Origin of the sequence: Clostridium sp. MSJ-8, from assembly GCF_018918325.1 — a bacterium.
Classification (GTDB): Bacteria; Bacillota; Clostridia; order Clostridiales; family Clostridiaceae; genus Clostridium.
Window position 1 is genome coordinate 1 of sequence record NZ_JAHLQH010000034.1, and the last position, 19,138, is coordinate 19,138.

Annotated in this window: 16 protein-coding genes and 1 pseudogene; 3 read left to right on the forward strand and 14 right to left on the reverse strand. The window is 27.2% G+C overall.

Going from position 1 to position 19,138, the window contains the following annotated elements:
• Window positions 1-213 precede the first annotated feature (213 nt).
• The 7 genes and pseudogenes from tnpA to KQI77_RS07040 form a co-directional block, all read right to left on the reverse strand.
• A pseudogene (gene tnpA, locus KQI77_RS07010) lies at window positions 214-432 on the reverse strand (IS200/IS605 family transposase); the annotation flags it as partial.
• Between the two features lie 8 nt (window positions 433-440).
• Window positions 441-3,065 (reverse strand): cyanophycin synthetase, encoded by a 2,625-nt coding sequence (cphA, locus tag KQI77_RS07015; RefSeq protein WP_216389709.1) that lies wholly within the window; start codon window positions 3,063-3,065, stop codon window positions 441-443.
• 1 nt (window position 3,066) lies between these two features.
• Complete coding sequence (locus tag KQI77_RS07020; RefSeq protein WP_216389710.1) at window positions 3,067-3,882, reverse strand: cyanophycinase; 816 nt, start codon at window positions 3,880-3,882, stop codon at window positions 3,067-3,069.
• A 228-nt stretch (window positions 3,883-4,110) separates the two neighbouring features.
• Complete coding sequence (locus KQI77_RS07025; protein WP_216389711.1) at window positions 4,111-5,679, reverse strand: SPOCS domain-containing protein; 1,569 nt, start codon at window positions 5,677-5,679, stop codon at window positions 4,111-4,113.
• A 584-nt stretch (window positions 5,680-6,263) separates the two neighbouring features.
• Window positions 6,264-6,497, reverse strand: coding sequence for a Veg family protein (locus tag KQI77_RS07030; protein WP_216389712.1), 234 nt, complete (start codon window positions 6,495-6,497; stop codon window positions 6,264-6,266).
• Window positions 6,498-6,682: 185 nt separating this feature from the next.
• A complete protein-coding gene (gene yabG / locus KQI77_RS07035; RefSeq protein WP_216389713.1) occupies window positions 6,683-7,552 on the reverse strand; it encodes a sporulation peptidase YabG in 870 nt (289 codons plus the stop codon).
• Between the two features lie 231 nt (window positions 7,553-7,783).
• The gene (locus KQI77_RS07040) at window positions 7,784-8,779 is read right to left on the reverse strand and encodes a CotS family spore coat protein (protein WP_216389714.1); all 996 of its coding nucleotides are present in this window, start codon (window positions 8,777-8,779) and stop codon (window positions 7,784-7,786) included.
• 106 nt (window positions 8,780-8,885) lie between these two features.
• On the opposite strand from KQI77_RS07040, the gene KQI77_RS07045 reads away from it, so the two are divergent.
• Window positions 8,886-10,004, forward strand: a complete 1,119-nt coding sequence (locus tag KQI77_RS07045; protein ID WP_216389715.1) for a glycosyltransferase family 1 protein — start codon at window positions 8,886-8,888, stop codon at window positions 10,002-10,004.
• Window positions 10,005-10,057: 53 nt separating this feature from the next.
• On the opposite strand, the gene KQI77_RS07050 is transcribed toward KQI77_RS07045, so the two are convergent.
• From KQI77_RS07050 to KQI77_RS07060, 3 genes are read right to left on the reverse strand one after another with little or no spacing between them, the layout of a single operon-like run.
• Window positions 10,058-11,065, reverse strand: coding sequence for a CotS family spore coat protein (locus KQI77_RS07050; RefSeq protein WP_216389716.1), 1,008 nt, complete (start codon window positions 11,063-11,065; stop codon window positions 10,058-10,060).
• Between the two features lies 1 nt (window position 11,066).
• Window positions 11,067-11,792: a hypothetical protein gene (locus KQI77_RS07055; RefSeq protein WP_216389717.1), complete on the reverse strand. Its 726-nt coding sequence runs from the start codon at window positions 11,790-11,792 to the stop codon at window positions 11,067-11,069.
• Window positions 11,793-11,830: 38 nt separating this feature from the next.
• Window positions 11,831-12,823 carry a CotS family spore coat protein gene (locus KQI77_RS07060; protein ID WP_216389718.1) on the reverse strand — a complete coding sequence of 331 codons (993 nt, stop codon included), beginning with the start codon at window positions 12,821-12,823 and terminating at the stop codon, window positions 11,831-11,833.
• A gap of 120 nt (window positions 12,824-12,943) precedes the next feature.
• Here KQI77_RS07060 and KQI77_RS07065 point away from each other — a divergent pair, with 120 nt between their 5' ends.
• Window positions 12,944-14,077 carry a glycosyltransferase family 1 protein gene (locus KQI77_RS07065; protein ID WP_216389719.1) on the forward strand — a complete coding sequence of 378 codons (1,134 nt, stop codon included), beginning with the start codon at window positions 12,944-12,946 and terminating at the stop codon, window positions 14,075-14,077.
• Window positions 14,078-14,172: 95 nt separating this feature from the next.
• Here the strand turns inward: KQI77_RS07065 and KQI77_RS07070 are convergent, their stop codons facing one another.
• The 4 genes from KQI77_RS07070 to tsaD all read right to left on the reverse strand — a co-directional run bounded on the left by KQI77_RS07070 (window position 14,173) and on the right by tsaD (window position 18,336).
• Window positions 14,173-14,613 carry a carboxypeptidase-like regulatory domain-containing protein gene (locus KQI77_RS07070; RefSeq protein WP_253289378.1) on the reverse strand — a complete coding sequence of 147 codons (441 nt, stop codon included), beginning with the start codon at window positions 14,611-14,613 and terminating at the stop codon, window positions 14,173-14,175.
• Window positions 14,614-14,690: 77 nt separating this feature from the next.
• Window positions 14,691-16,166 (reverse strand): S1C family serine protease, encoded by a 1,476-nt coding sequence (locus KQI77_RS07075; RefSeq protein WP_253289379.1) that lies wholly within the window; start codon window positions 16,164-16,166, stop codon window positions 14,691-14,693.
• Between the two features lie 122 nt (window positions 16,167-16,288).
• Window positions 16,289-17,317, reverse strand: coding sequence for an alpha/beta hydrolase (locus KQI77_RS07080; protein WP_216389720.1), 1,029 nt, complete (start codon window positions 17,315-17,317; stop codon window positions 16,289-16,291).
• Window positions 17,318-17,319: 2 nt separating this feature from the next.
• A complete protein-coding gene (gene tsaD / locus KQI77_RS07085) occupies window positions 17,320-18,336 on the reverse strand; it encodes a tRNA (adenosine(37)-N6)-threonylcarbamoyltransferase complex transferase subunit TsaD (RefSeq protein ID WP_216389721.1) in 1,017 nt (338 codons plus the stop codon).
• A gap of 180 nt (window positions 18,337-18,516) precedes the next feature.
• Here tsaD and KQI77_RS07090 point away from each other — a divergent pair, with 180 nt between their 5' ends.
• Window positions 18,517-19,134, forward strand: coding sequence for a RusA family crossover junction endodeoxyribonuclease (locus KQI77_RS07090; RefSeq protein WP_216389722.1), 618 nt, complete (start codon window positions 18,517-18,519; stop codon window positions 19,132-19,134).
• Window positions 19,135-19,138: the final 4 nt, after the last annotated feature.

Sequence of the window (19,138 nt, forward strand, 5' to 3'; positions counted from 1 at the left end):
TATCATAATAAAATCTCCATAAACATAGTAAAATTAAGGTTTTTCCTAATATAATTATACCATAATTTATTACATTTATGGAGATTATTAACTCGAAAATTATTTACTCTTTATTACTGCTCAATTCATTTACTGAAGTGAACTACTCGCCACTTATAGAAGGGGGAGCTTCTTGGTCAATGTTCCTAGCGGAACAATTATAAGTTTTAAGCATTATTTCACTCCCTTATTATCAATATACTTTCTCACTATTTCAATAAGTGCTCCACCAGTAGTTAACAAACATTAGCCTCTACTCCAAAAATATTCTTTCCACAACTGTTTTTTTATAGTCTGATATTCCTTTTTTATAAGCCTGCTACTTGCTGATTTATAAGCATTTATGAATTTAGATATTTCTGTGTTTGGCGAACCTCTAAAAAGTAATTAAATTATTAAATTTAAACGCTTGTATAACCTTCTACTATTTCTGATGAATCCATATGATTTTCCTGTTCCTTTATTACTTCAATTAACTTATCTATTTCTTCATAGAATACTATTACTATATCTCCTGGATTCGCTATACTTAACGCCTTTCTTAATGCTTCTCTTTCATCTAATATATCTATTACCTTCTTATTGACATCTATATTTTTTATTCCTTCTTCTATTAATGAAATAACTTCTCCTACTGCCCTACCTCTTCTATCATTATCTTCCTTAACAATGATTACATCTAAATTATCAGCACATATTTCACCTATTCGTCTTATATTATTATCATTTCTATCTCCTGGTACCCCAACTACACCTATAACTTTATTCTTATCTAATCTATTTATTGCTTCAAAAATTCTAGTATATCCATCAATATTGTGTCCATAATCTAATATTATTTCTATACCATTAATATTGTATATATTAAACCTTCCATTATTACATTCTCTATTTAACTTAAATGACTTTAATCCTTTTGCTATCATACAATAATCTACTCCTATTGCAACAAGTGCAGCACAAGCAGCCATAACATTTTCCACATTAAATTCTAACACGCCATTTAATGTAATAGGAATCTTATCGATACTTATTATTTTATATTCCTTTTGAGCATTTCTAACATATAGTGTACCATTATCTATATAAACATTAATTGAATCTTCACTATTATCTTTAAACAATGGATTATATTTATCCTTTGAAAAATATATTTTCTTTGCTACTATTCTATCTAATATCTTTTTACTCCATTCATCATCAGCATTTATTACTACATGCCCTTCCTCTCTAACCGCTTCACCTACTAACGATTTTACAAAAGCTAAATCTTCCATACTCTCAATAGAATCAAGCCCTAAGTGATCTTCAGTTATATTTGTAATTACTGCCACATCAGCTTCATCATATGCCAATCCTTTTCTTATAATTCCGCCCCTAGCCGTTTCCAAAACTGCTACATCCACATCTTTGTTTAATAATACAGCTTTTGCACTACAAAAACCTGTTGTATCTCCTCTTTCTATACATTCATCACCTATATATATTCCTTCTGTAGTTGTCATTCCCACATTGTATCCCATATTTCTTAAAATATATGAAATTAATCTTGTTGTTGTTGTTTTGCCATTAGTTCCTGTGACAGATATAATAGGAATATTATGAGGAACTCCATTATATTGCATATTAAGAATTGCTTCTCCTATATCTCTAACCTTGCCTACAGTTGGATATAAATGCATTCGTATTCCTGGAGATGCATTAACCTCAACAACTACTCCTTGCTCGTAGAGAGGTCTAGATATATCCTTTGATTTTATATCTATCCCACATATATCTAAACCTACAGCTTTTGCAGCTCTTATACATAACTTCTTATTTTCATCACATATCTTATCTGTACAGTCTATAGCAAATCCTCCAGTTGATAAATTTGCATTTTCTCTAAGATAAACCTTTGCTCCAACCTCCAATATATCACTTAAATTATATCCTTGTTTCTCTAGGGTATATATTAATTCATCACTAACTTTAATTTTAGTTAATGGTTTTTCATGGTCATAACCTCTATTAGGATCCTTATTCATATTAGATATAAGAGTCCTAATAGTATTAATACCATCCCCTATAATAAATGGAGGTTTTCTAAGAGAAACTGCTACGACCTCATTACCCACAACACATACTCTATAATCATTACCAATTATATTTTTTTCTAATATTATATCTTGATATTTATCTTTAATTTGGTTATACGCATCAATTAATTCTCTTTCATCTTTAATGTTTAAAAAGATTCCCTTTCCTTTATTGCCGTATCTTGGTTTAAGTACTAATGGATATCCTAATTTTTCTCCATCCTTAATAAGATTAATCACATTATTAACCTTCACTCCTTTAGCAACAGGAATATTTTGAATATCCAATAATTGTTTAGTTAATAGCTTATCACAAGAAATATCTGCCGCTATGCATTTGGTACTATACCCTATTGTTCCTTCTATTATCCTTCCTTGCTTTCCATATCCAATTTGATAGAAATCACCATCTCCAAGCTTAGTCATAGGCAATCCATATCTATTAGCAGCAATTTGTATAGCTTTTGTACTAGGTCCAATAATTTCATTAGCTAAAATTTGTTTTAGTAATTCATATCTTAAATTAAAATCTATTTTTTCTTTGTTAATTAATGAATTAATTATATCTACAGCTAATTTTGCAGTTTCTAATGCTACTTTAGGATATTCATATTGAAATATCATGTAATATATATCACCTTGTATTTCTCTTGATTTACCATAAGCTACTTCAAGTCCTAATTTATTTTGTATAGCTATTATTATATGTTCACATATATGTGTTAAATAAGTACCTTCTTCTAATCTTTTTAAAAATCCAAAATCCTCATCTATTCCACATCTATGTGACTGTAACTCTGGTAACATATATACTAAATCTAAATTAAAGTCTGGAATATCCTTACTTGGTATATCGCAATAACCGCATAAATCTACCTCCATTCTTATACATTTCTTATGTGAATATATATTTTTTCCTTCAAAAACTTTATAATTAATAATCTTCATTTTACCTATTTCCTTCCTCAAATGGTGCATTACTCTCTAAATTATATCTATCTCCATTCTTTAATACGTGTATCCTTACATTGAATATACTAAGAACTTCGTCACTATGCTGTTCTGATATATTACTGTATGATATCTCACTTCCATCTATAAAATATACTGCACCGCTTCCAAGAACCTTGATAGTTCCATCTTTTCTTAAAATTATTGCTGTGTTCTCATCTATACCTATTCCTAATACTTGAGGATTTTGTGCGACACCAGTTAATAATCTTCCTATTCTTCCTCTCTGTACAAAATGTTGATCTATTATTATATTATCTACAAGTCCAAGTCCTGGAGCCATCTTCAATATACACTTTCTAGGATCTTCATCATCTTCTCCTTCAACAATCATAGTATTACTCATAACAGAGGCCCCTGCTGACGTTCCTACTATATGTGCTCCATTATTATAAGCGTCTAAAATCTTCTTATATACAGGAGTTCCTCCTAATAAACTAGTTATTCTAAGTTGATCTCCTCCTGTAAAAAAAATAGCTTTAGATCTAGACACTAATTCTATATTATTATCTACAAATGCTTCACTTCTGCTATTTATATCTAATATCTCGATGTTCTTAACTCCTAAACTCGAAAAAACATCAGTATACTTATTTGCTACTTCTTCTGGATATTCTGTTGCTATAGTGGCTATTAATAGTTGATCTTTATCCTTATCTATACATTCACATACCTTCTTCAATATTTCCTTCTTACCATTTTTATCTTCTGCACCTCCGATAATTATTAAGTTGCCACTTGAATTATTAATCAATTTTATCACCTCATATCTTGCTTTTTTAATTTTCCCCTGTTTTCCGATTATTATTCATAAATGCTAAAAAATTAAGTTAGCGTTAAAAATGTTGTACTATTTAAACGTTATTAACACTAATAAATAAAAAAATATAATATTAATGAAACCAACTAACATTGAATTTTTCTTTTATTACTAAGAAAGCTATGCATAAATATCTATGCATAGCTTAATCTTTTTCCTTATTTAATTAGTAAATAGAGCTCTTCCTGGAATTAATATTTTTTCACCCTTACTAATATCTTCTGAATCTGTAATAGTATTCAACTTAATTAATTCATCTATAGTTGTATTAAATTTTTTTGCTATATTCCATAATGTTTCATCTTCATCTAAAACATAAATTATAATACTTGATTTAGGTTTTTCTAACTCTCCTTCGCCTTGAATTACATTAGTAATAATATTCTTATTAATACTATAACTGCCCTTTGCACATACAGCCAAACTAACTTTTATAGCTATTGTACTAGCCTCTATATTACCTTCTATCTGCTCCATGTCACAATTAATTATATACTTTACACTATCCCTTAATTCAGGTATCTCTAAAGTTGTTGATATAGGAATTGTCTCAGCTATAGATGCAAACCCTTTTTCTGATTCAGATGTTTTATATAACACATTTACCAACATATTTCCATCTATATTTATCTTATTATCTACTATATCTTTTTTATTAATTAATACATTACCTGTAATAATTTCTATTTCTTCCGGTCTAAAATCCCCTTCTCTTAGATGAATATTATCTTTTATTGTAAATTCTAAATTCTTTATACTATGAATTAAAGATATTTTTTGTTCTTCTTTCTCTAATTCTATAGGAAATTTAGTTGAATAAGCATCTTTTATCATTTCTATTCTATCATTACTAAAAATATTTATATTGCATTTAATTGATATATCAGAATTTACTATTCTAGCTTCGCCTAAATCATCTTCTTCAATTATTAACTGTAAACTATCTATATCAAATTTAGAATATGACAACATATCAACAGTAACACCATTTATTTCTTTTTCGTTAGACACGTATACTTCATCTTCTAATTTTATCAACTCTTTTGATTCATTACTTGAATATAGAATTTTTATTTTGCAATAACAAGATATTTCTATCTTATCATCCATTACCTTAACTTCTTTCTTCGATAGTCTAGCTGATGAACTTATAATCTTTTCTATTTGAGGCTTATCCATACCAACTCTTATTATAGATTTGCTATTCATATCAATAACTTTATCTTCTATCAATCTATTTATTTTTTCTTCTTCCTTCAAGACCTGAACATAACCTGATGAATTCATTTCCTTGACTATAGAAAAATCTATATTTCTAAAAATATATACATTTGCTATAATCTTTGTTTCAATCTGTATCTTTCTCTCATTAATAACTACTGCATTAATATGTTCAATCCTGCACTCTGTTGCACATTCTATACTATGTTCCATAATATCTATGTTAAAACTATCATTATACTTTTCTGTATATTTTACAGAATTCAATATTGCTTCTTCTTCTCTTGGTAAATAAATAACGTTGTATTCTATCTTACCGTCAATTATTCCCTTATTATTAGTTATCTCAGTTTGAAGCACTGTAGGATTTGCTTCCACTAATAAAACTTCCATTACATCAGGATGAGTATCTGGTATTAAATATTCTTCTTTTATTGTAAAACTATAACTTTCTTCTTTTAATAATTCTTGAGATAATATATTCTCTCTCTCCACCTCTAAGCTTGGCATTGTTATTCCTCCAAAAAAAATTCTCTTCTACTAATTATATATACATTAATCAAGAAATATTCCCCATTTATTTTAATTTATATACATCAACAATTAAACTTCCATCTTCATAATTCGCGTTTTAAATTGCTTTTTTTTATTTTTTCCCATTATAGTTTGATTATTTTCATTTTTCTCCTATAAAAATAAAAAAAAATATTTTTTTTCAAAATATTGTTGACACTATTATAAATTTGTCGTATTATAAAGATGGTTATTGACCATATAACCTCTCATAAATTCTCAATACCCTTTTATACCATAGTTGAAAGATGGAAACCCACCATCTTTCTTTTTTTATCCTATAAAAAATTATATGAATTTAAAATATGTGGATATAACGCCAAAGTATAAATATAATGGGAACTGAGAAGTTTAAGAAACTAATTCCATTTTCATTATTGAAGACATATCTTTATCAAAATTCCTAATAACACTATGCAATTTACACATGTTATTGGAAAATTTAAATTTTATATTATTTCCTAAAGAGTAAAAAAAAACTTCCTAGTTGTCTAGGAAGCCTAAAAAAAATGTTCTCAAAATTAGTTAAAAACTAACTGCACTGTCTTAGTTAATACATCTGAATAACTATAAGTAACCTTTCTTTGAGTGTCACTGTCTAATCTAACCACAAAGATGCTTGGATATGCACCTTCAATAATTCCATCATTGACTAATATTTTCTTTCTACCGCCATTTGCTCTAAGTGTCACTTTTTCACCCAAATGGTTCTCAATGTCTTTTTTAATATTATCTATTGTAATATTCCTGTCCACTCAAACACCCTCTTTCTATCCAATATTATACATTACCTTCTTGCTTATGTCAAGCAAAATATATAATTTTATCACCTATAGTCCCCAATGTCAATATGATATCGTATATTGTTATACACTTTTTAAAATTTTAAAACATTCTTTACTTTTATTATTTCCCCAATATATTTTTTTATTCATCTTTATCATATATAGTAAGACTTTGGATATCCCTCCCTATATTTCCCTCTTGTTTGAAGTCCGCCTATCCCCCTATTACCTGTAATTGTATTATCAATAACATCCTTTATAGACACAACTTCATCTATTTTTGTATATGCTATTTTTTCACATATAAATACAGGATCTAAACAATGTATAAGCACCCTACTAGGGCTAGAAGCAAAATTTGCTCCTGCATCTAGCATTCCTTCATAACAACTTTGACAAGCTCCTGCAAATATAACTAATTCATCATAACTAGGAATATAATTTCTAAGCGCTCTAACAGCTTCAATATAATACTTTGAATTTCTATAGCAATTAACATCTAAATAATCTTTTGAATTCTTTATTACCCCATCATGGCCTGTTAAAACTACTATATCAGGTTTTATATCTTTCACTAAATCTACAATTACTTTATGTTGTTTTCTTTCTGCAATAGCCATTCCAACAACATCTAAAGATAGCTGCTTATACACCTTTAAGCATGTTTCTAAATATTCTACATCCCCATCTATATGAAGTATTTTTCCTGGTCTTCCAAAGTATTTATCATCATATTTTATGTTTTTTTTTTCACTTTCTGCTATATTTCTTTTTAAACTAGTATTTCTTGCTCCTATAGCTTTATTAACTACCTTAGATACTTTTCTATTTAATATTTTATCCTGTTCTCCTAAATAGTTCTCCTCAACTCTTTCTAAATCTTCTTCATTAGAATCCGCAATTATCCTAACATTTATTCCTTTTAACAAATATGTCCTCTTATTATTATTTTCTTTTATATCTATTATTTTAAAAGATATATCCTTATCATAAGACCTTCTTACTACTATATCTCCTATATTCATAATAATACCAATAAAACTTAATTGATTAATCTATTATATTCATCAAATTATTTTTTGGGACCAAAAATCAAAAAATTAAGTTAGCATTTAAAATGTTGCACTATTCAAGCTTTAGCAAGTTTACAACATTTAGCTAACTTAATTTTTTATTTACAAATTCTTAATAAAATTATGCAATTTATTGGTACACACAACATTAATACTAGTCATTAGAAAATTTAATATAATTTCTTATAGATATTCTTGTTCATACTCATCTAATAATTTTAGATATTGTTCTTTTTCATCAACTATTCCTTGTAACTTTTTATAAAATGTATTCTGCCCCCAATTAACCTCATTATAATAATATCTATTAGCTAATCTCCAATATCTCTGAGGGAATTGTAAAAAGGCATATAATACCTTATATTCTTCATCAGACAACTTTGAAACTGAATTATATGCTTCAATTATTGCACTTGCAAAAGACATATCCCAGTCCACTCTTTTAAGTACCTTAATCATGAAATTAGCTATATCAAATGTTCTTAATTCTCTTTTACAAAAATCAAAATCAATTATATAAACATCATTCTTATCATTTAATATAATATTATGATAAGTAAAATCATGATGACAGAAACTTTTTTCAGCTTCTGCTAATGCACATAACTCATAATAAGAAGATTGATTCAATGTATCTAAGGCCTTTTTGCCCATTTCCTTATAAAATTCCATGGATTTCATATATATCATATCAAAATCGCTTTTATTATTCTTCTTCCTTAACATATCTCTCATCTTATCTAATGATTTGACTCTCTTTTCCATAAGATGATTCCATCTTCCTAGATCACTCTTTAATTTAGAATTTTCTGGTGGCTCATACCCTTTTGAAGCTTCATGCATAGTTGCCAATGTTTTTGCTGCTAATCTTACTTCTTCTATATTGTGAAAATCACATTCTCTCCCACCTAGCCATTCAGATAATGTATATAAATCTTCATTTACTAATGCATATGGCTCTCCCTCTACGTTAATAAAATATTCATCTACATTTTTAAATCCATTCTTTATTAAATGTTCTTTTGCACCATATACAAATAAAAGTTTCTGAGGCCCATAATTTATTCTTTTTAAACATCTTTCACCTTTGTTAGTCTTAAGATAATATACTCCTTTATTAGCTTTTATTGTTTCAATCTTTATATTGAATTGCCTCTCTATTTCAAATTCACGCATCATAACTTCTCACCTCCTATATATCTATATGTAATTTAAATCCATTTTATTAACAAAAGGACTATATTTTTAATATAATAAACTGATAGTAATTGAGAAAGGACACATCATGAAAATTGGAATAGATGGAAGAGCTGCAAACTGGTATCGTGGTACTGGAATCGGAACTTATACCTATCAACTAATTTCTAGTTTAAACCAAATTGATTCACTTAATGATTATCATATTTTTCTATCTGATGGTTCTTCTCTTAAAAATTTAAGAAATAACTTTCATATAGAATCAACTTATAACAATTCAGATAATGCATTTTGGGATAAAGTTAGAATTCCAAATTCTCTAAATAACTGTAATGTAGATTTATATCATGTTCCTCAAAATGGAGTTGGTTTATCAAATGATATTAAGTGTAAAAAATCAATAACTTTACATGATATAATTCCAATAAAATTGCCAGAAACCGTTAGCGATAAATACCTCAGAATTTTTAATGATGAGCTTCCCTCAATTCTTAAGAATTGTGAAGGCATAATAACTGTTTCTAATTACTCTAAATCAGATATTGCAAAAGAATTTAACTTTCCAAAAGAAAAAATATATGTAACTCATCTAGCAGCAGAAGAAATTTATGTTCCTATGAGCAAAAATATATGTAAAAAATATCTTAAGCAAACATACGGAATTAATAATAATTTTATTTTATATGTTGGAGGATTAAGTCCTAGGAAAAATATATTAGGATTAATAGAAGCTTTTTCACTATTAAATCCTAATCTTCGTAAAGATTATAACCTTGTAATTACTGGAAGAAAAGGTCCTTCTTATTCTAAATATAAAAAACGTACAGAAGAACTTAATATATCAGACTCAGTAGTTTTTACAGACTTTATTCCTCTTAAAGATCTCCCTATATTTTATAATGGTTCTGAAGTTTTAGTTTATCCTTCTTTTTATGAAGGTTTTGGCTTACCACCCCTAGAAGCTATGGCATGTGCTACCCCTGTTATAACTTCTAATGTAACTTCTCTTCCTGAAATATGTAATGATGCTGCAATCTTAATAAACCCTTATGATATATATGAGCTAAAAAATGCAATTGAAAATGTATTACAAGATAAAAAACTAATGCTAAATATGATGCAAAAAAGCTTGGTTAACAGCATGGAATATTCTTGGGAAAATACAGCTACAAAAACACTTGATGCTTTTAATGACATGCTTAAATAATTACAAAAAGCAGGTTTCTAAATATCAAAACTTGAAACCTGCCTTAGTTAATATCACAAATATTCTTTTTTATATTCATCTAAAAATTCTAATCTATATTTATCTAATTCTAATTTATTATTTAATCTATTAATATACGTTTGATATTCCCACATTTTTCTCTTGTAATAATAATTCTCTATTATAGATACAAAATCTCTCGGATAAGTTATCATGGCATATATATACTTATATTCATTATCCATCAAACTGTTTTGAGCATCATATCTATCTATAGCTCTTTTAGCTTTTTTATATTCAAAATATGAATTTTTAATTCCTTTTACAATAATATCTGCAATATCCATACTTCTTAAATCTATTGTCACATAATCAAAATCAATTAAACTCATCTTTTCATTATCTATTAGAAAATTATGCTCTATTAAATCATTATGACATATAGTAATCTTTTTATTTGCTTCCCTATCTATTTCATAATCACTACATTTAAGAATATCTATAGCCTCTTCTATATTTATTAAATACCTATTTACATTATTTAAAAATGTTTTATCGAATTCATTCTTATATTCATATTCATTTACCCATTCTTTTATTTTTTTTAAACTAACAATCTTTTTATTATATTTCTCTATTAAACTATCTTCTTTTTTATTTTTTATATTTAAATCTAATATTTGTTTTCCCTTTTCATGTATATCTGCAATTAGCGCTATAGCCATTTCATATTCAACTTCATTAGAGAAATTTGCTTCACGCCCATTTATAACATCCATTAAAACATAATTATTGTCTTTCCATTTTTTATAACACCTTTTATCATCAAATATTTTAAATTTGATGATATTCTTATTATCTAGGCTATTAATACACCAATTTATAAAATTTATTCTATCAACATCACAATTCATTTTTTTTAATATTTTATTTCCTTCAGTAGTTTTTAATACAAAAACCTTTCTAAGTGGTACAATATCTATAACATTAACTCCTAATTCCCTAAAAAAATCTGCACTTAAATCATAGCTAGTTAAATATTCCTTTTCTATTGTTGCCATCTTATCCCTCCAATACCTCTAAATTATAAGCCTCTTGCATACTATCTAGTATCCTAATAAGTTTACTATTACTATACCCTGCTTCATGCTTTTTATATCTTCCAAACAATTTCAATGTATCCATTGGTATGCTCATTAATGCTAATATATATTGTTTACTTTTTTCAGTAAGCTTTGCAATATCGACATAAAAATCTATATATTTTTCTTTATTTCCATTAATATTTAATTGCTTAATATAACTATATATATCTTCTTCCACCATATTATAACTAATATATTTAACTCTTCCTATCTCTATAGATTCTCTAACTCTCAAGTTACTCCTATCTATTTTTCCTAGGCACATTTCATTTTTTCTCATACTTCTTTTTATTAATTCTCTATAACTTATACATTCAACTTTCATTAATCCTTCCTTAGCTTTTTTTATTATATTTTCTCCATTTTCTAAAAGGAAGTTTTTCATCAAATCATTATTAGATTTTTCTTTATTTTTTATCATTTCATCTTCTAATATTTTTAATATAACCTTAGTTTTTTCTATTTTTTTACCTACAGTACTACTTATTCTTGTAGTCCCATTAATATAGTAGCCCATTAAAATTCTATGAAGTTCATGAGCTGTTATTATTTGATTGTATATATTTTCTTCATTCTCAATAAATGAATCTTTAAATGTTCTATTGCAAACCACTACATCCTTATCTTGTAAGTATTCAAACAAAGTCAATTCCTTTATATATATCACTCCTTACTTGATAATTAAAAAAATTCTTCTATAAATTCACTTCTATCTTCAGTATCATCTATATATCTTTGTAATTTATTAATAAATATTTCTTCTTGCCAAGGTTGTTGTTCCCAATACCTCTGAAGCCCTATTTGCCAAAACTCCTGTGGAAATCTAATAAATTCTCTCATTAACGGATACATTTCCTTATCAATTTCATTAATGTTTGAATAACTATTAATTATAATTTCAGCCTTTCTCTTACCCCATTTCCTATGTCTCATAGCCCTTATAAGTAGTGAACATACATCATGTATAGATGAATCTAAGATGCAATAATCAAAATCTATAACATTAATTTCCTTATTACTTATTATTAAATTATGATTAGCATAATCATGATGACAAAATCCCTTTTTTATAACCTCTTTATCCATTATTCTATAATAATCTGAATTTACAAGATTCTTTATTGATTCTTCAGCTCTATCAATCTCTCTACTCAAACATTCACAATACATGTTATCAAACCTATCCTTATATGCTTTTTGATTTATTCTTTTACCAAAATCAATAATCTCATTCTTTCTAGTTTTAAATACATCTATCCATGTAAACCAACCTATCCTAGGCTCCATAATAGCACTATTCATATTAAAACCTTCGCTAGCTAAATGTAATTCTGCTAGCTTCTTTGAAACCAACTCTAACTCATATGGATTATCATAATTACTCTCTCTTCCTATAATCCACTTTGTAAGATATGCATAATTTTCTCCTACATTTACATATTCTTTATCATTTATAGTTCTAATTATCGTAGGTATATAATGAAACTCTCTATCTTGTAAATAATTAATAGCTGACATTATAAATCTGAAATGCTTAAAATTGTATTTTATGACCTTTAAACAATATATTGCTTCTTCTGTTTCTATCTTATATACATTTTTTACTTTTTTTATTGTTCTTGTTTCTAAATTATAATTTTCTTTAAGGATTTCTTTAATAGTTTCATTCTCCATCTACATTCCTCACTATATTTTTTTATTTATTATATGTATATAATTTATTGTTTGTACATTCACATTTATTATAAATATTAATATTCTATATAATAACTTGTTTTTTAAGGATGTTTTTCAATGAAAATTGCAATGGATTCTAGAAGTGCTACTATACATTCTGGTACTGGCATAGGAACTTATACTAAAAACCTTGTTGATGTGTTAATAAACAAAGATGATTTAGATATCAAATTTTTTTGGACTGGAGATTATAGCAAATTTCCAACTAACTCTTTAAATAAGCTTTGTCTTGTATCATCTAGAAACAATACTTTTTTCGAAAAAAATTTTATTCCTAAATACATTCATGATAATAAAATAGATCTATATCATATTCCCCAAAATGGCATTGGTTTATGTCCTAATTCAGATGTAAACACAGTTGTTACAATACATGATTTAATTCCTTATATAATGCCAGAAACTGTAGGCACTGGATATCTCCAAAAATTTCTAAAAGATATGCCTACTATTATTAACTCTTCAAAAGGAATACTAACAGTTTCAAATCATTCAAAAAATGATATATTAAAATTCTTTCCAAGTTGTCCATCAGATAAAATAATTGTTACACCTTTATTTGCAAATGCTTCATTTAAACCATTATCAAAAAAGAATTGTTCTAATATGTTAAATCAAAAATATAACATTAACTTTCCATTTATACTATACTTAGGTGGTTTTAGCACAAGAAAAAACGTTAAAATGCTTATAGATTCTTTTCAATCAGTACTAAATGATATTCCATCTGATTATAAACTTCTATTACTTGGATCAATAAAAGATGAAGGAAATAAATTAATAGATTATGTTCATTCTTTGGGGTTATCTGACAGAATTATATTTTTAGGTTATATAAAATATAATGAATTGCCACTTTTCTATAATGCTTGTAAATGTTTTGTATATCCATCTTTATATGAAGGATTTGGTCTACCACCTCTTGAAGCTATGTCCTGTATGTGTCCGGTAATAACTTCTAATACATCTTCTATTCCTGAAGTAACTAACTCCTCAGCAATGCTAATAAATCCTCTAGATAAAGATGATTTAAGTAATTCTATTATTAAAATGATAAATGATACTGATATAAGAAACCATTATGGTCTTTTAGGCTATAATCAAAGCAAAAATTTCTCTTTAGACAAAACTGCTACTGACACAATTAATGCCTATAACTTCTTTTTTAATACATTAAAAAAAGATTCATAATGTTTTTTTAATTTTCTACAAAATAAAAGAGGCGTGCCTCATTGTTTATACAAACTAATGAGAACACGCCTTGCATTAATTAAATTTATTATTTTTTAGTGGCAATATTTATTTTTACAATCATTTTCTGTCATCCAGTCATCTTTTCTACAGCAACAATCATCTTTTCTTCCACATGCACACATTTTCTTATTTGCTTCAATACATTTTCCATCATAATAATCAACATCTAATGGAATATATTTCATTTGAATGTTATCTTTATAAACTTTTATCATATACTTCTTGCATGGACATAAAGGTCCTAGTAAGAATTGACCATATTGGTCTGTAAATGTGTGAGTTATAGGACATGGTATTTTGCATCCATCTACTATTTGGAATAACTTAACTACTGCATCTGCAACAGGTTCGTTATTGCAATCTAATACTGTTCCATGAATAACTGCTCTGTTTTCTCTAGGCAACTTAATAACAGCCTCTATCTGTTGATTTTCCTTTGGACATACTGAACTCATAGCTATCTTTCCGCTCATAAATTTACCCTCCGTTGTTTAAATCTTATAGTATAGAATATGTCCAAATTAAATAAATGTGCAATTTTATGTTAAATTTATTCTAGTGTCATTTCTAGAGTTACTTCTTTATCATTTCTCTCTACAACAACCTTAACTGTATCTCCTACATTTAATTTTTCTTTTTCTGTGCTTAAATCATCTGCAGTCTTAATTCTTGTACCATTAAATTCAGTAATAACATCTCCTATCTTAATGCCTGCCTTTTGTGCTGCTGAAAAATCTGTTACATCTTGTACATACAAACCTAATGGTAAATCATTCTTCTTAGCTAAATCATCAGTTATTTCAATTATAGAAATTCCTAATGTAATTATAGGTTTAGATAATGTTTCAATTCTATCTGATGCCTCATTTATAGGAATTGCAAATCCTATTCCTTCTACTTCTGTTACAACAATCTTCATAGAATTAATTCCTATTACTTGACCTTTTGTATTTATTAATGGTCCACCACTATTACCAGGGTTAATAGCTGCATCTGTTTGAATTAAATTCATAGTTGTACCTGTATCTGTTTCAACATCTCTGTTTACAGCACTTACAATACCTTTTGTACTAGTTGCTGAAAATTCTTTTGATAATGGAGTACCAATAGCAATTACCTCTTCACCAGCATATACAGCATCAGAATTTCCAAGTTCAGCTACTCCAGGGACTTTAGTTCCATCTGCAAGTTTAACCATAGCTATATCTTTTTCTTCATCATAGTTTACAACTGTTGCATCTACTTCTTCACCTGTACTTAATAATACTTTAACTTCAGTACTACCTTCAACAACATGATAATTAGTTAATATATATCCTTCTTCATTAATTATGAATCCAGATCCTATTCCTTCTTGTTCTTCTTGTTGTCCTGAAGAAAAAATACTATTACTAGAAGAAACTATTGTTTTAGTTGATATTGTTACAACAGCAGGTTTTACTTTTTCTATAGCTTCAGCTGCTGTCAATGTTGTAGAATCATTATCAGTAGAACTATTTAAAAATTCTGCTGGTGCATAATCGCTTGCACTTACTGTTTTAGTTGTATTAGTTCCATTTGATGATGCTGCTTTAGTATTTGCCAAATAACCACCTATAATTCCACCACCAAAAGCAATAATTACAACCCCTGCCACTGCAGCACAAGTCTTAGCTACTTTTTTACTCTTACCATTTGATTTTTTTATTTTTACTTTTTTAGCCTTTGGTTTCTTCTTAAATTTATCCTTAAAACTACTCTTATGATTATTTGAAGATTTATTACTATCTGCACTATAATTCATATTATTACTTTCATTGCTTGTTGATTGATTATATGAAGAACCACTAGTTGAATCTTCATTATAACTATTTGTATTAGTTCTATTATAATACATATCATCTTGTTGGTATCCTGATGGATAAGTACTTTCTTCACTATTATCTTCTCCAACAGTACTTGTACTATTATTTAATGCTTCTTCATTGTTTTCTACATTATTGTTTTCATTATTTGAATAAATATTATTGTTATTATTTTCACTCATAATAAATTCCTCCTTGAATAACATCTTTAATGTACACTTATAAAAACTTATCTCTCATATATGATACCTTTATTATATAATCCTTTTATGTCATTAATATGTCATGATTGAAATTTATTCTATTAACCTTGTGAATTATTTTTATCTATCTTTTTTCTTTGTTTTAGAATAGAACTAATACTATCTAACACTTCTGACTTGTTAGATATAACTGAAATATCCTTAGATTCTTTTATCTTCTTAACAGTAGTTAATTCTTCACTACCAAGTTTAGTCAACTTTTCATCTTTAGCTGATGAAATTATATATAATGGTTTATCCGATAATATCCCTTCTTCTTGACATTTATAGTCATAATTATATAAGTTACCAAATTCAGAAGAAATAGCTTTTCTATAATTTGTTTGTTTAGATAAAATATCATATTGTTCTTTAGCTTCTTTATATTGAAAAACCTTGTCATAATCTGAAATACTATATGCCATATTAAGCTTTTCTAATAATGTTGTTATTCCAAAATATGTTCCGAACACCTCAAACTTACTCTTTCTATAAGTTCCTTTTATGCTTTCTTTAAACTTGTCAGACTTAATCTCATCTTCATTCAATGGATTAATTAGAATAACTCCACTTACTACTTCAGGAAACTGTTTAGCGAAACTTGTTAAAACTAAACTTCCATATCCTTCTCCAATCAATATAATATTCTTTGTTATGCCTGCTTTTCTAAGTAATATCTTTAAATCTTGTGCTTGCTCCTCTACAGTTCTTTGCATAGAAAAATTACTAAATCCATAACCTTGTCTATTATATACAAAAGTACTAACAGAATAATTTTTTTGAGCATCACTTGCTACCTCAGACCATTGATCTAATGTTGTTCCTATATCTCCATCAAATACTAAATTATATTGACCAGAGCCACCATAATTATACTCATATTTATTGTTATTTACCTTAGCATAATATATCGATGAAGCTATCTTTTCATTTCCTATAAAATTAGATACTTGTTGAAATAAGAATCCAAAAATAAATATACATACTATAACCAAAGCAATTCTTTTCCATACAGTAGTTTTATTAACCTTTTCCTTCATATTTACCCTGTACAATCCATTGGATTCTGGAATCATATTTATTTTCTTCATGATTATTCTCCTAACTTTAAATTGGGCTTTGCATTTAAATCCATACTTGATATATTACCTCTTAATAATTGATAATATGCTGCTGCACCTATCATAGCTGCGTTATCTGTACATAATATAGGTTTAGGGAATAGTATCTTTATTCCTCTCTTATTTCCCTCTTCAATTAATGCTTCTCTCAATGCAGAATTAGAAGCAACTCCTCCTGCTATTGCTATCTTATTAACATTTTTTTTCTTACAAGTTTTAAATACATTATCTTTTAAAACCTCTACAACTGACTTTTGAAAAGATGCTGCTATATCAGCTCTATTATATTCTTTTTTCTGCATATTACATTTATTTATGTAATTTAAAACAGCTGACTTAACACCACTAAATGAAAAATCAAGAGTTTCTTCATGGAAGTTTGCTCTAGGAAATGCTATTGCATCTGGATTTCCCTCTTTTGCTAGCTTATCTATCTTAGGACCTCCTGGATATCCTAATCCTATTGCTCTTGCAACTTTATCATAAGCCTCTCCTGCTGCATCATCTCTTGTTTGACCTAATACCTCATATTCTCCATAATCCTTTACATGAACTATAAAAGTATGTCCTCCTGATACAACTAATGATACAAATGGTGGTTTTAAATCATTATATTCTAAATAATTAGCACTTATATGTCCTTCTATATGATTAACCCCAATTAAAGGTTTATGAGTAGCATATGCTAATCCTTTTGCATATTGTAATCCTACTAATAGTGCTCCAACTAAACCAGGTCCATATGTTACACCTATTGCATCTATGTCATCTAATGTTACACTAGCTTCTTCTAACGCTTCTTTAACGACACTATCTATAACTTCTATGTGCATTCTAGATGCTACTTCTGGCACAACTCCTCCATATATAGTATGAGTTGCTATCTGAGAAGATATTATATTAGATAATACTTCTCTACCATTTTTTATTACTGCTGCTGATGTTTCATCACAACTTGATTCTATTGCTAAAATTAATTTTTCTTCCATTATTTATTCCTCTTTTTCTAAATTATACATATTTATATGTTCGAAAAATATTTTAAATTATTTTTATTATACATTCAACATTATCTTATTATATAATAATTATACTAACTATAATACTACATTTTTTATTAAGAAAATTTAATTATTTTCTTAAATATATATTTTTTTACGGAGGCTTTTATGTGTCATTATGCTAAAGTTATAGTTTTAGGTTCGCCTATAACTAAATCTAACTTCAAATTACATAATAAAAATGGTAGAGCTATTCTTCCTAATAGTTCAGGTAAATATCATGATAGATATGCTCTATATGAAGAAGAAATCTCATATACAGCAAGATTACAAAATCCAAATACAGTACTTGAAGAAAGTTTAATTGCAATACTTAGAGTTTATTATAAAAGTGAAAAGAGACATCCTGATACAATAAATATAACCAAAAGTATATTTGATGGAATTGAAAAGAGTGGACTTATAGTTAATGATGCTCAAATACGAAGAATTATAACAGAGGAATATTATGATAAAGAAAATCCAAGGTTTGAATTAGAATTATATGCTGAAAGTATATATAACATTAATTATTCAATCGAAAAAAATTCAACTCCTCTAACCCCTAAAATATACACATCATTAAAAAAAGATATTACAAATAATAGTTCTTCTAGAAGTAGTGAAATATGTGCAACTAAAGATAAAATATTATGTTCTATTTGTAATAAAAAAACTGATGATTATGTAACTGGTAATAATGGAAAAACTATAATATGCAAAAAATGTTTAAGAAAAATGCTGTGAGGTG

Bases quoted from the DNA above. Each gene is read 5' to 3' on its own strand.
- cphA (WP_216389709.1), bottom strand. From the start codon at position 3,065: ATGAAGATTATTAATTATAAAGTTTTTGAAGGAAAAAATATATATTCA.
- KQI77_RS07025 (WP_216389711.1), bottom strand. From the start codon at position 5,679: ATGCCAAGCTTAGAGGTGGAGAGAGAGAATATATTATCTCAAGAATTA.
- yabG (WP_216389713.1), bottom strand. From the start codon at position 7,552: ATGAATATAGGAGATATAGTAGTAAGAAGGTCTTATGATAAGGATATA.
- KQI77_RS07040 (WP_216389714.1), bottom strand. From the start codon at position 8,779: ATGATGCGTGAATTTGAAATAGAGAGGCAATTCAATATAAAGATTGAA.
- KQI77_RS07045 (WP_216389715.1), top strand. From the start codon at position 8,886: ATGAAAATTGGAATAGATGGAAGAGCTGCAAACTGGTATCGTGGTACT.
- KQI77_RS07050 (WP_216389716.1), bottom strand. From the start codon at position 11,065: ATGGCAACAATAGAAAAGGAATATTTAACTAGCTATGATTTAAGTGCA.
- KQI77_RS07060 (WP_216389718.1), bottom strand. From the start codon at position 12,823: ATGGAGAATGAAACTATTAAAGAAATCCTTAAAGAAAATTATAATTTA.
- KQI77_RS07065 (WP_216389719.1), top strand. From the start codon at position 12,944: ATGAAAATTGCAATGGATTCTAGAAGTGCTACTATACATTCTGGTACT.
- KQI77_RS07070 (WP_253289378.1), bottom strand. From the start codon at position 14,613: ATGAGCGGAAAGATAGCTATGAGTTCAGTATGTCCAAAGGAAAATCAA.
- KQI77_RS07075 (WP_253289379.1), bottom strand. From the start codon at position 16,166: ATGAGTGAAAATAATAACAATAATATTTATTCAAATAATGAAAACAAT.
- KQI77_RS07080 (WP_216389720.1), bottom strand. From the start codon at position 17,317: ATGAAGAAAATAAATATGATTCCAGAATCCAATGGATTGTACAGGGTA.
- tsaD (WP_216389721.1), bottom strand. From the start codon at position 18,336: ATGGAAGAAAAATTAATTTTAGCAATAGAATCAAGTTGTGATGAAACA.
- KQI77_RS07090 (WP_216389722.1), top strand. From the start codon at position 18,517: ATGTGTCATTATGCTAAAGTTATAGTTTTAGGTTCGCCTATAACTAAA.